The 15,671-nt window shown below is 66.2% G+C and carries 12 protein-coding genes; 2 read left to right on the forward strand and 10 right to left on the reverse strand.

Annotation, left to right across the window (positions count from 1 at the left end; all coding sequences use genetic code 11):
- Window positions 1–57 precede the first annotated feature (57 nt).
- Window positions 58–1,860 (forward strand): long-chain fatty acid--CoA ligase, encoded by a 1,803-nt coding sequence (locus G315_RS0112785; protein ID WP_019612632.1) that lies wholly within the window; start codon window positions 58–60, stop codon window positions 1,858–1,860.
- A gap of 122 nt (window positions 1,861–1,982) precedes the next feature.
- On the opposite strand, the gene G315_RS0112790 is transcribed toward G315_RS0112785, so the two are convergent.
- From G315_RS0112790 to G315_RS0112835, 10 genes are all read right to left on the reverse strand, one after another.
- Window positions 1,983–2,453 (reverse strand): DsrE/DsrF/DrsH-like family protein, encoded by a 471-nt coding sequence (locus G315_RS0112790; RefSeq protein ID WP_018144415.1) that lies wholly within the window; start codon window positions 2,451–2,453, stop codon window positions 1,983–1,985.
- A 105-nt stretch (window positions 2,454–2,558) separates the two neighbouring features.
- On the reverse strand, window positions 2,559–2,705 hold the full coding sequence (locus G315_RS14670; protein ID WP_018144416.1) for a hypothetical protein: 147 nt from the start codon (window positions 2,703–2,705) through the stop codon (window positions 2,559–2,561).
- Between the two features lie 102 nt (window positions 2,706–2,807).
- Window positions 2,808–4,373 carry a dynamin family protein gene (locus G315_RS0112800; RefSeq protein ID WP_018144417.1) on the reverse strand — a complete coding sequence of 522 codons (1,566 nt, stop codon included), beginning with the start codon at window positions 4,371–4,373 and terminating at the stop codon, window positions 2,808–2,810.
- 27 nt (window positions 4,374–4,400) lie between these two features.
- Window positions 4,401–4,922 carry a hypothetical protein gene (locus G315_RS0112805; protein ID WP_018144418.1) on the reverse strand — a complete coding sequence of 174 codons (522 nt, stop codon included), beginning with the start codon at window positions 4,920–4,922 and terminating at the stop codon, window positions 4,401–4,403.
- 44 nt (window positions 4,923–4,966) lie between these two features.
- A complete protein-coding gene (locus tag G315_RS0112810; RefSeq protein WP_018168534.1) occupies window positions 4,967–5,554 on the reverse strand; it encodes a DUF302 domain-containing protein in 588 nt (195 codons plus the stop codon).
- A 51-nt stretch (window positions 5,555–5,605) separates the two neighbouring features.
- Window positions 5,606–6,250 carry an AAA family ATPase gene (locus tag G315_RS0112815; protein WP_018144420.1) on the reverse strand — a complete coding sequence of 215 codons (645 nt, stop codon included), beginning with the start codon at window positions 6,248–6,250 and terminating at the stop codon, window positions 5,606–5,608.
- A gap of 112 nt (window positions 6,251–6,362) precedes the next feature.
- On the reverse strand, window positions 6,363–6,827 hold the full coding sequence (locus tag G315_RS0112820; RefSeq protein WP_019612633.1) for a sulfur globule family protein: 465 nt from the start codon (window positions 6,825–6,827) through the stop codon (window positions 6,363–6,365).
- A gap of 596 nt (window positions 6,828–7,423) precedes the next feature.
- Window positions 7,424–8,134, reverse strand: a complete 711-nt coding sequence (locus G315_RS0112825; RefSeq protein WP_019612634.1) for a sulfur globule family protein — start codon at window positions 8,132–8,134, stop codon at window positions 7,424–7,426.
- A gap of 31 nt (window positions 8,135–8,165) precedes the next feature.
- Entirely contained in the window at window positions 8,166–12,479 is a 4,314-nt protein-coding gene (locus tag G315_RS0112830; RefSeq protein ID WP_019612635.1) for an efflux RND transporter permease subunit, read from the reverse strand.
- A 130-nt stretch (window positions 12,480–12,609) separates the two neighbouring features.
- Window positions 12,610–13,818: an efflux RND transporter periplasmic adaptor subunit gene (locus G315_RS0112835; RefSeq protein ID WP_018176022.1), complete on the reverse strand. Its 1,209-nt coding sequence runs from the start codon at window positions 13,816–13,818 to the stop codon at window positions 12,610–12,612.
- 420 nt (window positions 13,819–14,238) lie between these two features.
- On the opposite strand from G315_RS0112835, the gene G315_RS0112840 reads away from it, so the two are divergent.
- Complete coding sequence (locus tag G315_RS0112840) at window positions 14,239–15,639, forward strand: sigma-54-dependent Fis family transcriptional regulator (protein ID WP_019612636.1); 1,401 nt, start codon at window positions 14,239–14,241, stop codon at window positions 15,637–15,639.
- Window positions 15,640–15,671 lie beyond the last annotated feature (32 nt).

The following is a 15,671-nucleotide window of genomic DNA, read 5'->3' on the forward strand; positions in this document are numbered from 1 at the left end:
CCGGATGGACACCTCCTCTAACGTCCGGGTCATCGGACCCTAGCGCGCGAGGCCCTCATGTCGTCGACCACCATCACCCCGGAACAGGCCCCCACCCTGCCGGCGCTGTTCCGCACTCGGGTCTCCATGAGTCGGGATGCCCCGGCCTATCGCCACTTCAGCGCCGACGACCAGACCTGGAAGCAGACCACCTGGGGCGAAATGGCCGCGATGGTGGATCGCTGGCAGGCCGCGCTGGCGCGCGAAGGTTTCAAGCCCGGGGAACGCGTTGCGCTGATGCTCGGCAACTCGCGCGAGTGGGTCGCCCTCGACCAGGCCGCCAGCGAACTGGGGCTGATTACCGTGCCGCTGTACACCGACGACCGCCCCGACAACGTCGCCTACATCATTGGCCAGACTCAGGCCCGCATGCTCTTGCTGGGCGAGAGCATGCACAACCGCCGCCTGTCCGAACACTTCGAAAACATGCCCTCGCTCAAGCGCATCGTGTGTCTGGGCCAAACCGAGGGTGAGCCCGATGACTCGCGGGTGATGCACCTCGACCGCTGGCTGGAGCGCGGCGACCCCGACCACGTGCATCGCCCGGACCTGGACCCCCTGGGCCTGGCGACCATCGTGTTCACCTCCGGCACCACGGGGCGACCCAAGGGCGTCATGCTGTCGCATCGCAATATTCTCGACAACGCCCAGGCCTCTTCCACCGCCGGACCGCTGTCGGATACCGACCGCTTCCTCTCCTTCCTGCCCTTGTCCCACATGCTGGAACGCACCGGCGGCTATTACATGCCCATGCTGATCGGCGCCGAGGTCGCCTTCGCGCGCTCTATCCAGGGTCTGGGCGAGGATCTGATGTCCGTGCAGCCCACCGTGCTGATCTCGGTCCCGCGCATCTACGAACGTGTGCATGGCCGCATCCAGGCCGGCCTGAAGGAGAAATCCGCGATCGGCCGTGGCCTGTTCAAGGCCACGGTGGCCATTGGCTGGCGCCGCTTCGAATACCGGCAGGGCCGCGCGTCCTGGTCCCCGGGCTTGTTGCTGTGGCCCCTGCTGGAGCGAATCGTGGCGCACAAGGTGCTGAATCGCCTGGGCGGCAAGCTGCGCTTCGCCGTATGCGGCGGCGCGCCGCTGCCGCCACCGATTGCCCGCTTCTTCATCGGCCTCGGCCTCCCGGTACTGCATGGCTACGGCATGACCGAATCCAGCCCGGTGGTCAGCGTCAACACCCCGGACGACAACCTGCCCGCCTCCATCGGCAAGCCCCTTCCGGGGGTCGAAGTAAAGATCGGCGAAATGGACGAGCTGCTTACCCGTTCCAGCAGCGTCATGCTTGGCTACTGGAAGAACGAAGAGGCCACCGCCTCCACGATCGACCAGGATCACTGGCTGCACAGCGGGGATCAGGCACGAATCGACGACGATGGCCGCATCTTCATCACCGGACGCCTGAAGGACATCCTCGTACTGACCAATGGCGAGAAGGTCCCACCGGCGGACATGGAGATGGCCATCGCCCTGGACGCCCTGTTCGATCAGGTCATGGTGGTCGGCGACGGCCACTCCTTCCTGAGCGCCCTGGTGGTCCCCGAACCCGAGGCCTGGGCGACCTTCGCCGAGGACCACAACCTCGACCCCAGTGCCGCCGGACGCCTGTCGCGTGCTACCGAGCGCGCTCTGCTCCAGCGCATGCAGTACCAGCTACGCGACTTTCCCGGCTACGCCAGGATCCGCCACGTCCACGTGGTGCACGAACCCTGGTCAGTGGACAACGGCATGCTGACCCCGACCATGAAGCTCAAGCGCCCGGTCATTACCAAGCACTACGCCAAAGCCATCGAGGCCATGTACGCCGGCCACGACTGATCTTTTCTCTTTTTATCCACCACGAAGCGCCCTTTGACCCACCGGAAGCACCCCAAAAACGAAAAAGGCCCCGCAGCGCAACGCCGCGGGGCCTTGATGGGCGCGCCAGGCGCGCCGCCGGTTCAGATGAACAGGCAGATATCGGACTCGCCGGCGAACTCGAAGAACGCGGCGGCCCCGGCATATTCCACGCCGTCGATGAATTCGCTGGTGTCCATGTCGAACAGGTCCACCGTCATCTGGCAGGCAATCATGCGTACCTCGGCCTCCAGGCACAGCTCGCGCAGGTCGCCCAGATCGGAGACGCCCTTCGCCGCCATCTTTTTCTTCATCATCACGGTCATCATCTTCTGCATGCCCGGCAGGGCCTGCAGAAGCACCGGCATCGGCATCGGCATCGGCATGCCCGGATTGCCCAGCGAGGTCACCTGCAGATCCAGTTTCTTGCGCAGCAGCTGCAGGCCATAGAAGGTAAAGAACACCTCGCAGTCGTACCCCAGAGCGGCCGCCGTGGAGGCGAGGATGAAGGGCGGATAACCCCAGTCCAGGCTACCCTTCGTGGCAATGATGGCCATCTTCTTTTGATCACTCATTTCTACTTTCTCCTCCAGTGGTAACAGGAATCGGATCCGCCACAGCCCCCTGCGCACGATCCGTCCCCAGTTGGTTAAAGCCCGTGGGTGTCGGGGCGGGAGGGCCTACTGCTCCGACGCCTGACGCCCCCTGCGCCAGTCGCGGATCAGTGCACACCCGGCACAAACCCCCAGCGCTGCCATGCTGGCCCATACCGAGATGGGCACCAGGATCATGGCCAGCGCGAACATAAGCCACGCCAGTATGGTCATCGTTCTCCTCCTGCACAACATTAGCGGCCGGTAACCGCGCCCGCTGGTCGTGCTGCTTGCTGCGAGCCGGCGCAGGAGGAGGCATCATGCCTGCCCCTACCCCTAGCGCCTCTCCGGCGCCTCCGGCTCGGCGTAATCGCGGGGCGCATCCGTGCCCGGCGTCGGGTTGGGGGCCGGGGCTTCCGGCTCCTTCGGGTTGTAGACATCGCTGGCCGAGGCCCGCCCGCCCTGGCGCGAGACCGGGCTGGCATCCACAAACTGGTTGTTCAGGCGCTGGATGTAGGCCTCGGCGCGGTCGCGCAACTGATGCAGGCGGCCGATCATCCGCCGTCCCAGACCCAGCGGTGCTCGTCCCATCATCGGGCGCCAGGGACGCGTGTTCTTCTCGAAGGCCGCGCGCCAGTTACCGGCGGGGGTCTCGGTCGGCAGCGTCCGCGCTATGCGGCGCGCCAGCCAGCGGCGATTGAAGAAGTGAATCCCGCCGAGCACGATGGCCAGCACCACGATGCCAAAGACCGTCAGCAACGGGCGCTCGCCCATGGACTGCCAGACGCTGCCATCGGTCCACGGGGCCACACCACCAGTCCACTGATAGCCAATCAGACCCAGGATCACCGCGACCACCGCGAACATCCCGGCGTCGAACTGCATGACACGGCGGCGCCAGCGTGCGAGCGCACGTTGCAGCGCCGGCATGACGTCCATCTCGATGGATTCGGCGATCGCCTGCAGCGAGCCAAGGATCCGGTAGGAACGCGAGGAACTGATCTCCTGGATCTTGGCGTGGATCTCCTGACGATCGCGCCGGGATTTTTCCTCGTAGCGCTCGCGCACCTGAGGATCGCCGATCTCGACCGCCGCACTCTCGTTGTACAAGCAATAGAAGCGCCCGGTGGCATTGCCCTGACGCACGACGGCGCGCTGCCAGGCGGAAACAACCTCTTCCAGGTTGTCCTCGCGCCAGGTGGTGTCGATCTGGTTAAGGATAAACACCAGTTTGGTGAAATCATTGCGTTCGGCGACGCGATTGACCAGGTGCTCCAGGGTGTCGCGCATCGCGCCCGGTTCCGGGTGGCGGGCATCGAAGAACACCAGCACCAGGTCGGACAGATCGATGATGTGGTCGGTCAGCTGCAGGATTGTCGCGCGCTGCTCGTCGGCATCGAACCCGGGAGAGTCGATGATGATGCGCCCGCGCAGATGCTCCGCGCGCGCGGTCTTCATCGCCAGGAAATGATCCACCGTACGCCCGCCACCGTCGGTGATGCGCTCGATCTCGTCGGATACGCGATAGAACGGGAAACGCGGATCGCCGTCCAGCGCGAGCCCCGGCAGCTCCTGCACGTGCTCGCTTCCGCCGTAGCTGATCACGGTGAACTTGTCGTCTACCGCCTGCGAACCGCTGCGCTGCACGGTGGTGCCCACGTATTCGTTGATGAAGGTGGACTTGCCGGCCGAGAACGTCCCCAGCATGGCGATCATCGGCCACCAGGAGATGGTGAAGGCGTAGGAGTCTTCGGTGGGATCCAGCAGACCGGCCGCATAGCCGACCCGGTCCAGATCACGGAAGGGATCGACCACCCCCTTCAGGACCGGATTCTCTTCGGCAAGGCGGTCGCTGAGCAGCTTGAGCTGCTTGCGTACCCGAGGGCCAGGACGATTGAACATGCGGACTCCGTCAGTCGAAACGCGTGATCAGCGCGGGTAATACGGCCCCGGCGAACCCCGGACCGGACCGCTCTGATCGGTGAATGGGTTGAACATGTTCATCATACCCATGGGCGCCCCCACATTGCGATTCAGACTCCACATGTCCTGTTGCATGCCCGTGATCGCGCCCGCCATCACGCTGGTATCGCGCGTCATCGAGCCGATATTGGCATCCATCGAGCGCGTATTGCCCGCGATCACCGCCACTTCCTCGTTCATTACCCGCATGGTGTTGTTGATGTCCGTCATCTGGTGGTCCATCGAGGCCATGTGCCCGGCGATGGTGGACATGTCGCGATCGACCACCTGGGTCATCTGGGCGATCTCCTGGGTCAACTGGCTGACATCCCGGGTCAGGCTGGTGATCAGCCAGAACCCGTAGATGGCCAGGACCACGAAGGCCAGCAACGCGGCGTACACAATCAGCTCCACACGCCGGGAGCGGGCATCCGCCTTGTCCGCCTCGTCGCGGACCCTGTTGAAATCACTGTTGCTCTCGTCGCTCATTGAACGCCCTTGGTCGATGCATGGAAACGGGTTCGATACCCCCGTCAGAAGGCGCCGACGGCGGCGCGGTCAATGATTTCCTCCAGTGATTCCTTCACAAAAATGGCCTGCTCGCGCAGATCCTCGGGCAGCGGGCGCCCTCCGTGGATCATCGGCTCCAGATCCAGCGTCATCAGCCACAGATTGCCCTCGGCATCTTCCTGCAGCACGATCCGGCACGGCAGATACGCAGCCATCGCCGGGCTGTGGCGAACCATCTGCGCGGCAATCGCCACATCACAGAACATATAGATCTTCAGAAACGGAAAGTCCTCCCCAGTAACGCTTCGTACCTCCTCCCCCATCGGCAATTCGCCGACGTTGCGGATATTCAGCTCGTTGGCCACCAGGCGCAGAATATCCTCGACCTCTTCGACCGCCAGGCCCGCGTCCACCTTGCGCTTGTAGACCATGGCCTCCGCGGCGTCGCCGGTCTCCAGCACCGTGCGGGCCATCTGCGAATAGACCTTGGGCGCCTGGGAATCCAGCGAGCGGACCTGACCGAGGTAGGGCTCGAAAGCAAAAATGGCATACCCCACCCCAATCAGTGCCAGCAATCCGATCACGACCAACGCATTGCGTATGAAGCGCATGAAGCTCTCCTGCTCGGTGCCCGCCGCCCGGTGATCACCGGACGCGACACATTATTGTTTCTTGCGGCGGTTGCGCCCGAACAGGGCTACAGCCAGGGCATCCAGCTCGGCGGCGGCTTTGCCGCGGGGCTCCAGTTCGCGCACCGAGAGCCCTTCGCTGAAGGAACGGCGAAAGGCCATGCGCTGCTTCAGCCGCGGTTTCAGCAAGCGGACCCCCTCGATCTGCTGCAGCGCCTCGTGCGTCTCGTCGGTCTCGCGCACGGCCTGGTGCGTATCGGCACGATTGATGAAAGCCAGGATCTCGGGACGATCACGCGACCCCCGTTGCTCCTGAATGCGCTGAACGAAGCGATAAGTCGACCAGACGTCCGCCTGGCTGGGCGGCACCGGGATCAGCACACGGTCGGCACCCTCCACCGCAGTCATCAGGGAGGCCATGTCCGACGCACCGACATCAATCAGCACCTCGTCGTAATCACCCGCGCGCGAGCGGACCGCATCGAGATCACTGACCCCGTCCAGCGCGGGTTCGTAGCCTTCCTCGTGGCGCACCTCCAGCACATCGCTGAGGGTTCGCTGCGGATCCAGATCCACGGTCAGGGCGCGGCGACGCCCCTCCAGCAACCACAGGGCCAGGTTAAAGGCCACGGTACTCTTGCCGGTACCACCTTTCAGATTGGCGACGACGGTCTGCATGGCGTCTCCTTCGAGCATTGCGGATTGGCGACTACGCGCAACCCACCAATCCGCACGGCTCCGAAAAAAAGGGGCCTGCCCGACACCGGGCAGGCCCGAACAGAGGCGGGACTTAGTTGCCCTGGCCCTGCTGCTGCGGCATCTGACCCTGCGGACCATAGCCCTGCGGACCGTAGCCCTGAGGACCGTAGCCCTGAGGACCGTAGCCCTGCGGGCCGTAACCCGGACCGTAGCCGTAGCCCGGGCCGTAGCCATAACCCGGATGGCCGTAACCCTGACCATAACCCTGGCCGTAGCCATCCCCATAGCCGTGGCCGCGGCCACGACCGCTGGCGGAGAAGTCAAAGTTACCGTCGCCCATCATGTCGCCCATCATGTCGCCCATGCCGTAATTACGACCGGAGCCGTAACCGGGGCCACCGAAGAACGGCATGCTCGGGCCATAGCCGTAGCCCGGGCCATAGGCGCCGGGGCCATACCCGTAGCCGGGGCCGCCCCACTGGGCGGAGGCCATCATCGGGGCGGCCAGGCCACCCAGGGAAACGGCGAGAACTGCTGCTTTGACCAACTTGTTCATGGTGCTACCTCCTGAAGGAGTCATGCCCTCAATTTGAATGCGTGCACGCGGGGAGGGCTTCCCGAATGCACGCCTTACTGGTCAGGGGAACGGGAAACCGCCCATCCCCCAGGGGAAGACCGAAGACGGCCCGCCCATGCCCGGGTAACCGGACTGCCCCGGATACCCGTATGGATAGCCCCCCGGCATCCCGCCAGGGGTGTGGAACGACGGAGCACCCGGTGTGCCGTACGGGTGTTGCGGCCCGTAGCCGCGGTACGCAGGAGCGTGCTGCGGCGGGCCCGGCGCATCCCGCGATTCGCCCCGCCGTGACGGGTCGTAATCGCGGTCCGGAAAACGCCCGCGCGGGCGTTCCGGGGCCGACCGCTGCACCTCCGGCGTACCGGAGGCCCAGGGGTTGTGGCGATCACTCGCCGCCAGGTCGGCCGCCGGCAACAGAAACCCCGTGGCCAGCAATACCCCGAGTATCGGGGCGTTTCTGACCCGCCTGCGTTTCGGTTGACCGGACTGCCTGCCCTGCATGGCGAACTGCCTCCGTCTGGCTTCCACTCCGACGGGCACCAGCGCCCGTCGGCATGCGATCACCGATCCGCAGATCAGTTGCCGCCTTCTTCCTGCATGGATTCACGACGCTCCTGCATCATCTCCATGCGGCGCTCACGCTGGCGCTCCATCTCTTCCTCGTACGCCGCACGTCCGGCTTCCATCGCCTTTTGACGCGCTTCGCGCATGGCTTCCATCTCTTCCATGCGCTCCTGGCGCTCGGCGTGCTGGGCCTGGATGCGCTCACGCATCTCTTCCGGCATGTCTTCCGGCAGGTTGTCCGGATCGAACTGCTGCATCTGGCCGTAGCCCTGACGCTGCTGCATGCCATAGCCCGGCTGCATCATGCCCGGATGGCCGAAGCCACCCTGCTGCGGACCGGGGCCGTAACCGGGGCCATACCCCGGGCCGTAGCCCGGACCATAGCCCTGATGGCCGCGACCATAGCCCTGGCCGTACCCATCACCGTGGCCGCGCCCGTAGCCATGACCCTGACTGCGCCCGGACATGCCGAAGCTGAAGTCACCGGAGCCTTCACGCTGCTGCATCATCCCGCCACCGGGATGTGCGCCCATGCCGGAGCCGTACGGGGCATGCCCGTAGGGGCCGGGCACCGGGCCCTGCTGGCCCATCGCCGGACCCTGGCCGTAGCCCTGACCCTGGCCCTGTTCCTGGGCCTGGGCGACGCCTAGGGCCAGCACGGATGCCACGGCGGCACTGGCCAGCGTGGTACCAATCATTCGGGAATTGAAACGCTTCTTCATTGCGAACCTCCTCGAGGTCTTGCTTGCATGTTCACTTGAGTCGAATCCCACGTCGGGTGCGGCCCTTGCCGGGTGTACCCGACTTGCCGCTCCCCTTGGGGGTGCTGCCGCTGTCCTTGCGGCCGGTCTTGCTGCTCGTGGTGCCGGTCTTGCTTGTCCCGCCGGCCTTCTTGTTGGATGCCGTCGACGCGCGCTTGTTCGCGCTCGCGCTGCCCGTTTTCCGGGTTCCGGTGCCCTTGCTGGTGCTGCGTGCGCGTCCTTGCGTGGCGTCACCGGACACGGACGTGTCGCCGGGGGTCTTTCTCGCGGCTGCGGTGGACTTGCCCTTCGCGCTTACCGAGGTGCCCGCTGGCGACTTCTTCGTAGCCTTGGTCCCCGCGCTATCGCCAGCACCCCGCGTGGAGCCGGCTTTCCCGGCACGCGACCCGACCGGGGTAGTCGATGCGGTCGTCTTGCCTGCCCCGGCGCGGGACGTGGTCCTGGAGGTGGCCGCCTGTTTCGCAGTCCCCGCGTCGGGCTTCTCAGCCTGAGCGCGGCTGGACGGCACGGCACCGGCGTCCTGGGCTCCGGCATTCCCGGTGGCGGGGGTGGAAGCCGCTCGCTCTGGGGTGCCGGTCGCCTCAGGTGCCTGCGCAACAGGGCCTGACGGCTTCGAGTCCGCCGACGGGTTTTCCGAACGGGGCTGCGGAGTCGCCGCAGTCCCGCCGGAACCCGTGCCCGACGCGCCACCGCTCCCCGGGGCACCGCCCGTCGGCCCGCCAGGCCCGGCGGAGGGACCGCCCGATCCGCCGCTGGGCGGCGGGGGGCCGCCATCGCCATTGCGGCGGCGTTCAATGAAAGACCGGATCAGGCGCCCCAGGGCGAGCGCCAGGTCGCGCAGGCCCTCGAGGAAGGCCACGACCAGGCACTTGAGATAAAGCCCCGCGTATTGCACGACCTGGGTGACCGGCCCGCCCTCGCGCGGGCCGAACAGGTCATTCCCCTCGCCGGATGCCCCCGGAGACGCACCCTGGGTCGGGCTGGCCGTCACACCGGCATGCACAGCATGGCCATTGCCATTGCCATTGCCACAGCCCGCCGTGGCCGCACCGTCCTCGTCCAGGCTGGTCGGGCAGAAGGCACGGCGGCCGGAGATACAGCCCAGCGGGATCACCACCAGGGTCAGCAGGGTGGCCACCACCGTGCCGAACATCAGCGAGATCGCCATGCCCTGGAAGATCGGATCGAACAGGATCACGCTGGAGCCGGCCAGCAGGGCCAGCGCGGTGATGATGATCGGACGGGTACGCGCCTGGCAGGCCAGGATCATCGCGTCGCGCACGTCGTGGCCCTCGTCCACCGCCTGGCGACCGAAGTCCACCAGCAGGATCGAGTTGCGGACAATAATCCCCGCGAGCGCGATAAAGCCGATCATCGAGGTCGCGGTGAATTCGGCGTTCATCAGCCAGTGACCGGGAATGATGCCGATCAGGGTCAGCGGGATCGGGGCCATGATGATGCCCGGCAACACGAAGTTGCCGAACTCCCAGACCACCAGCATGTAGATCAGGATCAGCGCGATCGCGAAGGCGATCCCCATGTCGCGGAAGGTCACGTACGTCACCGTCCACTCGCCGGCCCATTCGAAGGCGGTCGACCCATCATTGGGCGGCGGCCCCAGCCAGTGCGGCTGCACCTGGCTGCCATCCGGAAGACGGTAGTCCTCCAGCTGTTCCTGGACCTCCAGCATGCCGTACACCGGCGCGGCCAGACGCCCGACCACCTCGCCGGTCACGTACTCCACCGGACGCAGGTTCTTGTGGTAGATCGGCTCGTCCTGCGGGCGCTGGACGAATTCGCCCAGCTCGGCCAGCGGGATCGACCCGCCCTGCCGGGTGGAGATCGGCAGCATCTCCAGCTGCCGGATGTCATTGCGCGTTGCCATCGGCAGACGCATCTCGATCAAATGCGGCTCGACCAGCGACTGCGCCTTTACATCGCCCAGGATCTGCCCGCCGATCGCGGTCTCCAGGGTTCGATTGATGGTGTCCACGGTCACACCGCGGCGCAGCGCCTTGTCGCGATCCACATCGAAGTGCCAGACGTTGTGTGGCGCCTGCAGGAAGCTGTCCACATCGGCCACGTGCTCGGCACCGGCGAACATGCCCTCGAGATCGCGGGCTACAGCGCGGCGGGTGGCAGCATCAGGGCCGTAGATCTCGGCGACAATCGACTGCAGCACCGGCGGACCCGGCGGCATCTCGACCACCTGGATGCGCGCGCCGGCCGCCTCGGCCAGCGGGGTCAGGCGTTCGCGCGCCTCGGTGGCAATATCGTGCGAGGTCCGGCTGCGGTCGCCCTTGTCCACCAACTGCACCTGGATGTCCCCCTGCCAGGGTTCGTTGCGCAGGTAGTAGTGCCGCACCAGGCCGTTGAAATTGAACGGCGACGCGGTCCCGACGTAGGACTGCAGAGCCACCACCTCGTCCATCTCGCGCAGGGCGCTGGCCATGTCGTGGCTCAGCGTCGCGGTCTCGGTCAGGGCCGTGCCCTCGGGGAAGTTCACCATCACCTGGAACTCGGGCTTGTTATCCAGGGGCAGCATCTTCACGCGGACGTCCGTGGTCATGAACAGGCTGACCATCAGGAAGAAGATCACGATGACGGCGATCAAAAAGGCGTAGCCGCGCACCCGGTTGTCGGCCAGCCCCGGGATTACCGTGCGGTAGAACCGCCCCAGCTTTTCCGCCTGGCGATGTTCCTTGTCGGTGGCCTTTTCCAGATACGCCATGCTCGGACGCAGGCGCTGGGTGAGCCACGGCGTGAATACAAACGCCGCCACCAACGAGAACAGCATGGCCACGGACCCCAGCACCGGGATCGGCTGCATGTACGGGCCCATCATCCCGGAGACGAAACCCATCGGCAGCAGGGCCGCGATGACCGTGAAGGTGGCCAGGATGGTCGGGTTGCCGACCTCGCGCACCGCATCCACCGTGGTCTCGGTATCGATGCCGCGCTTCATCAGCCAGCGTCGGTAGATGTTTTCCACCACCACGATGGCATCATCGACCAGGATGCCGATGGAGAAGATCAGCGCAAACAGGCTGACGCGATCGATCGTGTAGCCCAGCAGCCACGCGCTGAACACAGTGAACAGGATCACCACCGGGATCACGATCAGCACCACGACCGCGGCACGAACCCCCAGGAACAGGCCCACCAGGATGGTCACTGCGAAGGTGGCGATGAACAGCTTGAAGAGCAGCTCGTTGACCTTCTCGTTGGCAGACTTGCCGTAGTTGCGCGAAACCGCCACCTCGACGTTGTCCGGGATCACGCTGCCCTTCAGACGTTCCAGGCGCTCGAGCACGTCGTTGGCAACGGTCACCCCGTTGCTGCCGGGCTTCTTGGCAATGGCCAGCGTGACCGCCGCGGCGCCTTCCGGTGCCGCATCCGGTTGGGGTGCTGCCGGACCGGAGTAGTGGCGCACGAACCGCTCCAGCTCGCCCGGGCCGTACGTTACCTCGGCCACATCGCGCAGATAGACCGGCTGGCCGTCACTGACCGCAACCAGGAGTTGCTCGAGATCGGCCGAACCGGTGAAGAAACGCCCGGTGTACACCGCGGTACTCAGCCCCCCGCTCTCGATGCGTCCTGCCGCGCCCTCGACATTCGCCGACTGCACGGCCTGGGCGATGTCATCCAGGCTGACGTCATAGCCCGCGAGGCGTTCCGGCAACACCTCGATGCGCAGGCGCTCCTCGCGCCCACTGACCACGAAGCTCTGGTTGGTGTCGGGGACCTCGTTCAGCTGCTGCTGTGCATCCAGCGCGATCTGGCGCAACAGGGCATCGTCCACCTCATGCGACCAGAAAGTCAGGTTGACCACCGGCACGTCGTCCGCACCCTTGGCCTTGACCATGGGTTCGCTGACGCCGGGCGGCATCAGGTCCCGATTGGCGATCAGCTTGTCGTGCACCTTGACGATGGACGACTCCATCTCCTCGCCAACGTCGAACTGCACGGTCACCATCGCCTCGCCGCGATGCGACACGGAGTAGACGTTGTCCACCCCGGACAACTCGCTCATCAGCCGCTCCAGCGGCCGCGCCGCGAGGCTCGCTACCTGCTCGGAGGGCACACCGGGGTAGGAGACCATGATGTCCACCATCGGCACGGAGATCTGCGGGTCCTCCTGGCGCGGCGTCACCATCAGGCCGAGGATGCCGATCGCGATACTGGCAATCAGCAGCAGCGACGACAGCGGCGAATGAATAAAGGCCGCCGCCATGCGCCCGGCAATGCCGGGGTCACCGTGTTTCTGCCGGAAACCGGTCTCGGATTGTTTGTCGTCTTCGGCCATCGAGCTTGAACAGTCCTGTTGTCAGTCTGGCGTCCCGAGCACCGGTTCGGCCGGCGCGTCGCCACCGGTGCACCTGCCAGGGGGCAGCAACCGGCGCTGATCGTCCCGGCCTGCAGCCGGGTATGGATCCCTACATACGGCTCCAGGGGTCCGTGACACCGTCGCGGCGTCCGACGCCCGAATCCGGGGAACCGCGCCCCACGGGCTGGCCGGAACGCACACCCGCGCCCGGTCGGGCCAGGATCTGCATGCCCGGCTCCAGCCCGGAGGTCACCACCACCTGGTCGCCGCGTCCGCCACCCAGGCGCACCATGCGCACGCGGACGTGGCCCTCGCCATCCAGCACGGCCACGCGCGGCAAGGCACCGCCCGGGATCAATGCCGAACGCGGGATCACGACCCGGTTACTGGAAAGCTCGCCCTGCGGCAGATGCACCGCCGCATGCATGCCCGGGCCACCGCGCACGCCCTGCGGCAGGTCGAACTTGACCGTGACGGTGTGGCGCTGCGGGTCGGCCAGGGGGAAGATCCGGGCGACCCGGGCCTCCACTTCGTCACCGGTATCCAGCCGCACCTGCACGTAGTCGTCTTCCTGCAGGCCGCTCACCAGCCGCACCGGCACCTGCGCCTCGACGCGCAGGAATTCGACATGGCCGAAGCTCACCAGCGGCTGGCCGGGCTGCACGGTATCGCCCTCTTCCACGTGCTTGTGCATCACCAGGCCATCGAAGGGCGCCTCGGACCGGGTGTCGCGGATGGCCGCGTCCAGTTCGGTGACCCGGGCCCGGGCCTGCTCCCAGCGCGCCTGCGCCTGATCCACGCCGATGTAGCGGGAATAGAGATCCGTACGGCGATCCAGCGCGGGATCGCCCATGCCCATGACCTGGCCCATCGGCTGAGTAAACATCTGGTCGAACATCGACGGCACGCCCATGCCCGGCATCTGGCCAATGCTGCGCGACTGCGGCGAGACCATCTCGCGGCCGTACTGCATCTGGGCCTCGCGGATCGCGGCCTCGGCGGTGCGCATCTCGGCCTCGGCCGCCTGGCGCTGGGCGCGCAGCCGGTCGTCGCTGATCGCCACCAGCACCGCCCCCTGTTCGAAGCGGTCGCCCTCGGCGCCCGCCACATCCACCACGCGCCCCGCGGATTGCGCGGTCAGGGTGACTTCACGATAGGGGACCACGGTGCCACTAACGGTCTGGGTGGCCGCCTGATCCGGCTCCACCGTGAGGATCGGACCAGCGGCGTGGGCCGCCGAGATGCCGAACAGCGGCAGGGCCAGTGCGGTACCCAGGAGGGTGCGGGCCAGGAGGCGTCGGGAAACTCGCGCAAACATGATCGTCAGTACCTCGCGTCGAACGCCGCGATGGGAGAAGGAGTCGAGCCGTGCTGCCCACACGGGCACCGGGCCTCGGATCGGGGGATGGCCGCACTGGGGCGCGCGGCAACGAAGCCCGCTTGGCGGGGGCGTTCTGCCGACTGACGACCGAGGCGGATATCCATTGCCCATAGTTGTAGAAGAACTCATGCCGAACCACAAGCAACGTACATGCCAATATAGCGACTTTCTTATAAAACAATCATTTAATTAGGATTTACTGATATTTAAGCAATGACTGTTGCAACACCCCCGTTTCGCGCTATAACCGAGACAGGGATTGGCGAAACGGGCCATACCGGGGGTGTTGCAGGTGCCCCCGGATGTTGCAACACCGCACCGCTTCCGCCGACCCCTCCAACAAGAAAAGGAGGCGGGATGACCACAACGGAATTGGCCGAAATCTGCATCCGACACAGTCGGGACCCACACCTCATCAGCGATACCCGGGGCCGTGTCCTGTTCGCCAACCCGGCCTTTCACCAGACGCTGCAAATCCCCTCCGATGCCCGCCTCACCCTGGCGAACCTCGGACCACTGAATCTCGAACAACACCTGCAAGAGGCCGCCATTGCCGCCGGCGAGCACGATGCCGACGCCAACAGCACGCCGCACGCCCTGCACTTCTCGCTAATGGCGGAGCTGGACGACGAGACCCTCCCGCTGGAGGTGATCAGCCAGCCACTGCGCCTGAACGATGACCAGCGCGCGCTGCGTCTGATCACCCTGCAACCGCAGCGCCGGCGAACAACCGCGGTGGAAACCGTCAGCGAGGACGGACAGGACGGGCTCGAGGACAGCCACTTCCATTCCCACGACGCCAGCTGCCGGCCCACGCTGCAGTTCGCACGGCGCGTGGCCGCCAGCGACGTGCGCGTGATGCTCATGGGCGAATCCGGCACCGGCAAGACGCGCCTGGCCCGGGCCATCCACCAGTCCAGCCGCCGCATCCGTGCCCCGTTCGTCGAGATCAACTGCGCGGCGATCCCCGAGGAGCTGCTGGAATCCGAACTCTTCGGCCACGCCCGCGGGGCCTTCTCCGGGGCGGTCAACGACCGGGTCGGGCGCTTCGAGGCGGCCGACGGCGGCACCTTGTTCCTCGACGAAATCGGCGAGATGAGCCCGCGCCTGCAGGCCAAGCTGCTACGCGCAGTCCAGGATGGCGCCTTCGAACGCGTCGGCGAGAACACCACCCGGCAAGTGGACGTGCGCATCCTTTCCGCGTCCAATCAAAACCTGCGCAGCCGCGTCGAGGCCGGCGCGTTCCGCACTGACCTGTTCTACCGCCTCGCGGTCGCCACAGTGGAAATCCCGCCGCTGCGCGAACGGCCCCAGGACCTGGCGGCCACCCTGCAGGCCTACGAGGTGCACCACGGCATCCGCATCGCGCCGCATCTGAAGGAACGGCTGCAGGAGCACCCCTGGCCGGGCAACTTCCGCGAGCTGGAGAACGTCTTCGAGTGTCTGACCCTGCACGCCCGCAACGGTCAGGTGGACGACTTTCCCCTGCCCCAGCCGATCCGGATGGATGCCGATGCGGCGGACACGATCCATGCGCCGCGCACCAACCGCCATGACCCGGCCCACGCTCCCGATGGCCAACCGCACGACCGGGCGGGCCACCCGACCCGCGACGGCCAGCCCAGCGAGCATCCGGAGGCCCGGCGCCTGCGCGAGGCACTGGTCGCCCATGCCGGAAACCGCTCACAGACCGCCCGCGCCCTGGGCATGGATCGCAGCACCCTGTGGCGCAAGCTGCACCGCTACCAGCTAGTCTGAACCTGCGGCTGGCAGACGACCGCCCCCACAAG

The sequence above is a fragment of the Thioalkalivibrio sp. AKL7 genome (assembly GCF_000381705.1).
GTDB classification, from domain to species: domain Bacteria; phylum Pseudomonadota; class Gammaproteobacteria; order Ectothiorhodospirales; family Ectothiorhodospiraceae; genus Thioalkalivibrio; species Thioalkalivibrio versutus.

Bases quoted from the DNA above. Each gene is read 5' to 3' on its own strand.
- G315_RS0112785 (WP_019612632.1), top strand. From the start codon at position 58: ATGTCGTCGACCACCATCACCCCGGAACAGGCCCCCACCCTGCCGGCG.
- G315_RS0112790 (WP_018144415.1), bottom strand. From the start codon at position 2,453: ATGAGTGATCAAAAGAAGATGGCCATCATTGCCACGAAGGGTAGCCTG.
- G315_RS14670 (WP_018144416.1), bottom strand. From the start codon at position 2,705: ATGACCATACTGGCGTGGCTTATGTTCGCGCTGGCCATGATCCTGGTG.
- G315_RS0112800 (WP_018144417.1), bottom strand. From the start codon at position 4,373: ATGTTCAATCGTCCTGGCCCTCGGGTACGCAAGCAGCTCAAGCTGCTC.
- G315_RS0112805 (WP_018144418.1), bottom strand. From the start codon at position 4,922: ATGAGCGACGAGAGCAACAGTGATTTCAACAGGGTCCGCGACGAGGCG.
- G315_RS0112810 (WP_018168534.1), bottom strand. From the start codon at position 5,554: ATGCGCTTCATACGCAATGCGTTGGTCGTGATCGGATTGCTGGCACTG.
- G315_RS0112815 (WP_018144420.1), bottom strand. From the start codon at position 6,250: ATGCAGACCGTCGTCGCCAATCTGAAAGGTGGTACCGGCAAGAGTACC.
- G315_RS0112820 (WP_019612633.1), bottom strand. From the start codon at position 6,827: ATGAACAAGTTGGTCAAAGCAGCAGTTCTCGCCGTTTCCCTGGGTGGC.
- G315_RS0112825 (WP_019612634.1), bottom strand. From the start codon at position 8,134: ATGAAGAAGCGTTTCAATTCCCGAATGATTGGTACCACGCTGGCCAGT.
- G315_RS0112830 (WP_019612635.1), bottom strand. From the start codon at position 12,479: ATGGCCGAAGACGACAAACAATCCGAGACCGGTTTCCGGCAGAAACAC.
- G315_RS0112835 (WP_018176022.1), bottom strand. From the start codon at position 13,818: ATGTTTGCGCGAGTTTCCCGACGCCTCCTGGCCCGCACCCTCCTGGGT.
- G315_RS0112840 (WP_019612636.1), top strand. From the start codon at position 14,239: ATGACCACAACGGAATTGGCCGAAATCTGCATCCGACACAGTCGGGAC.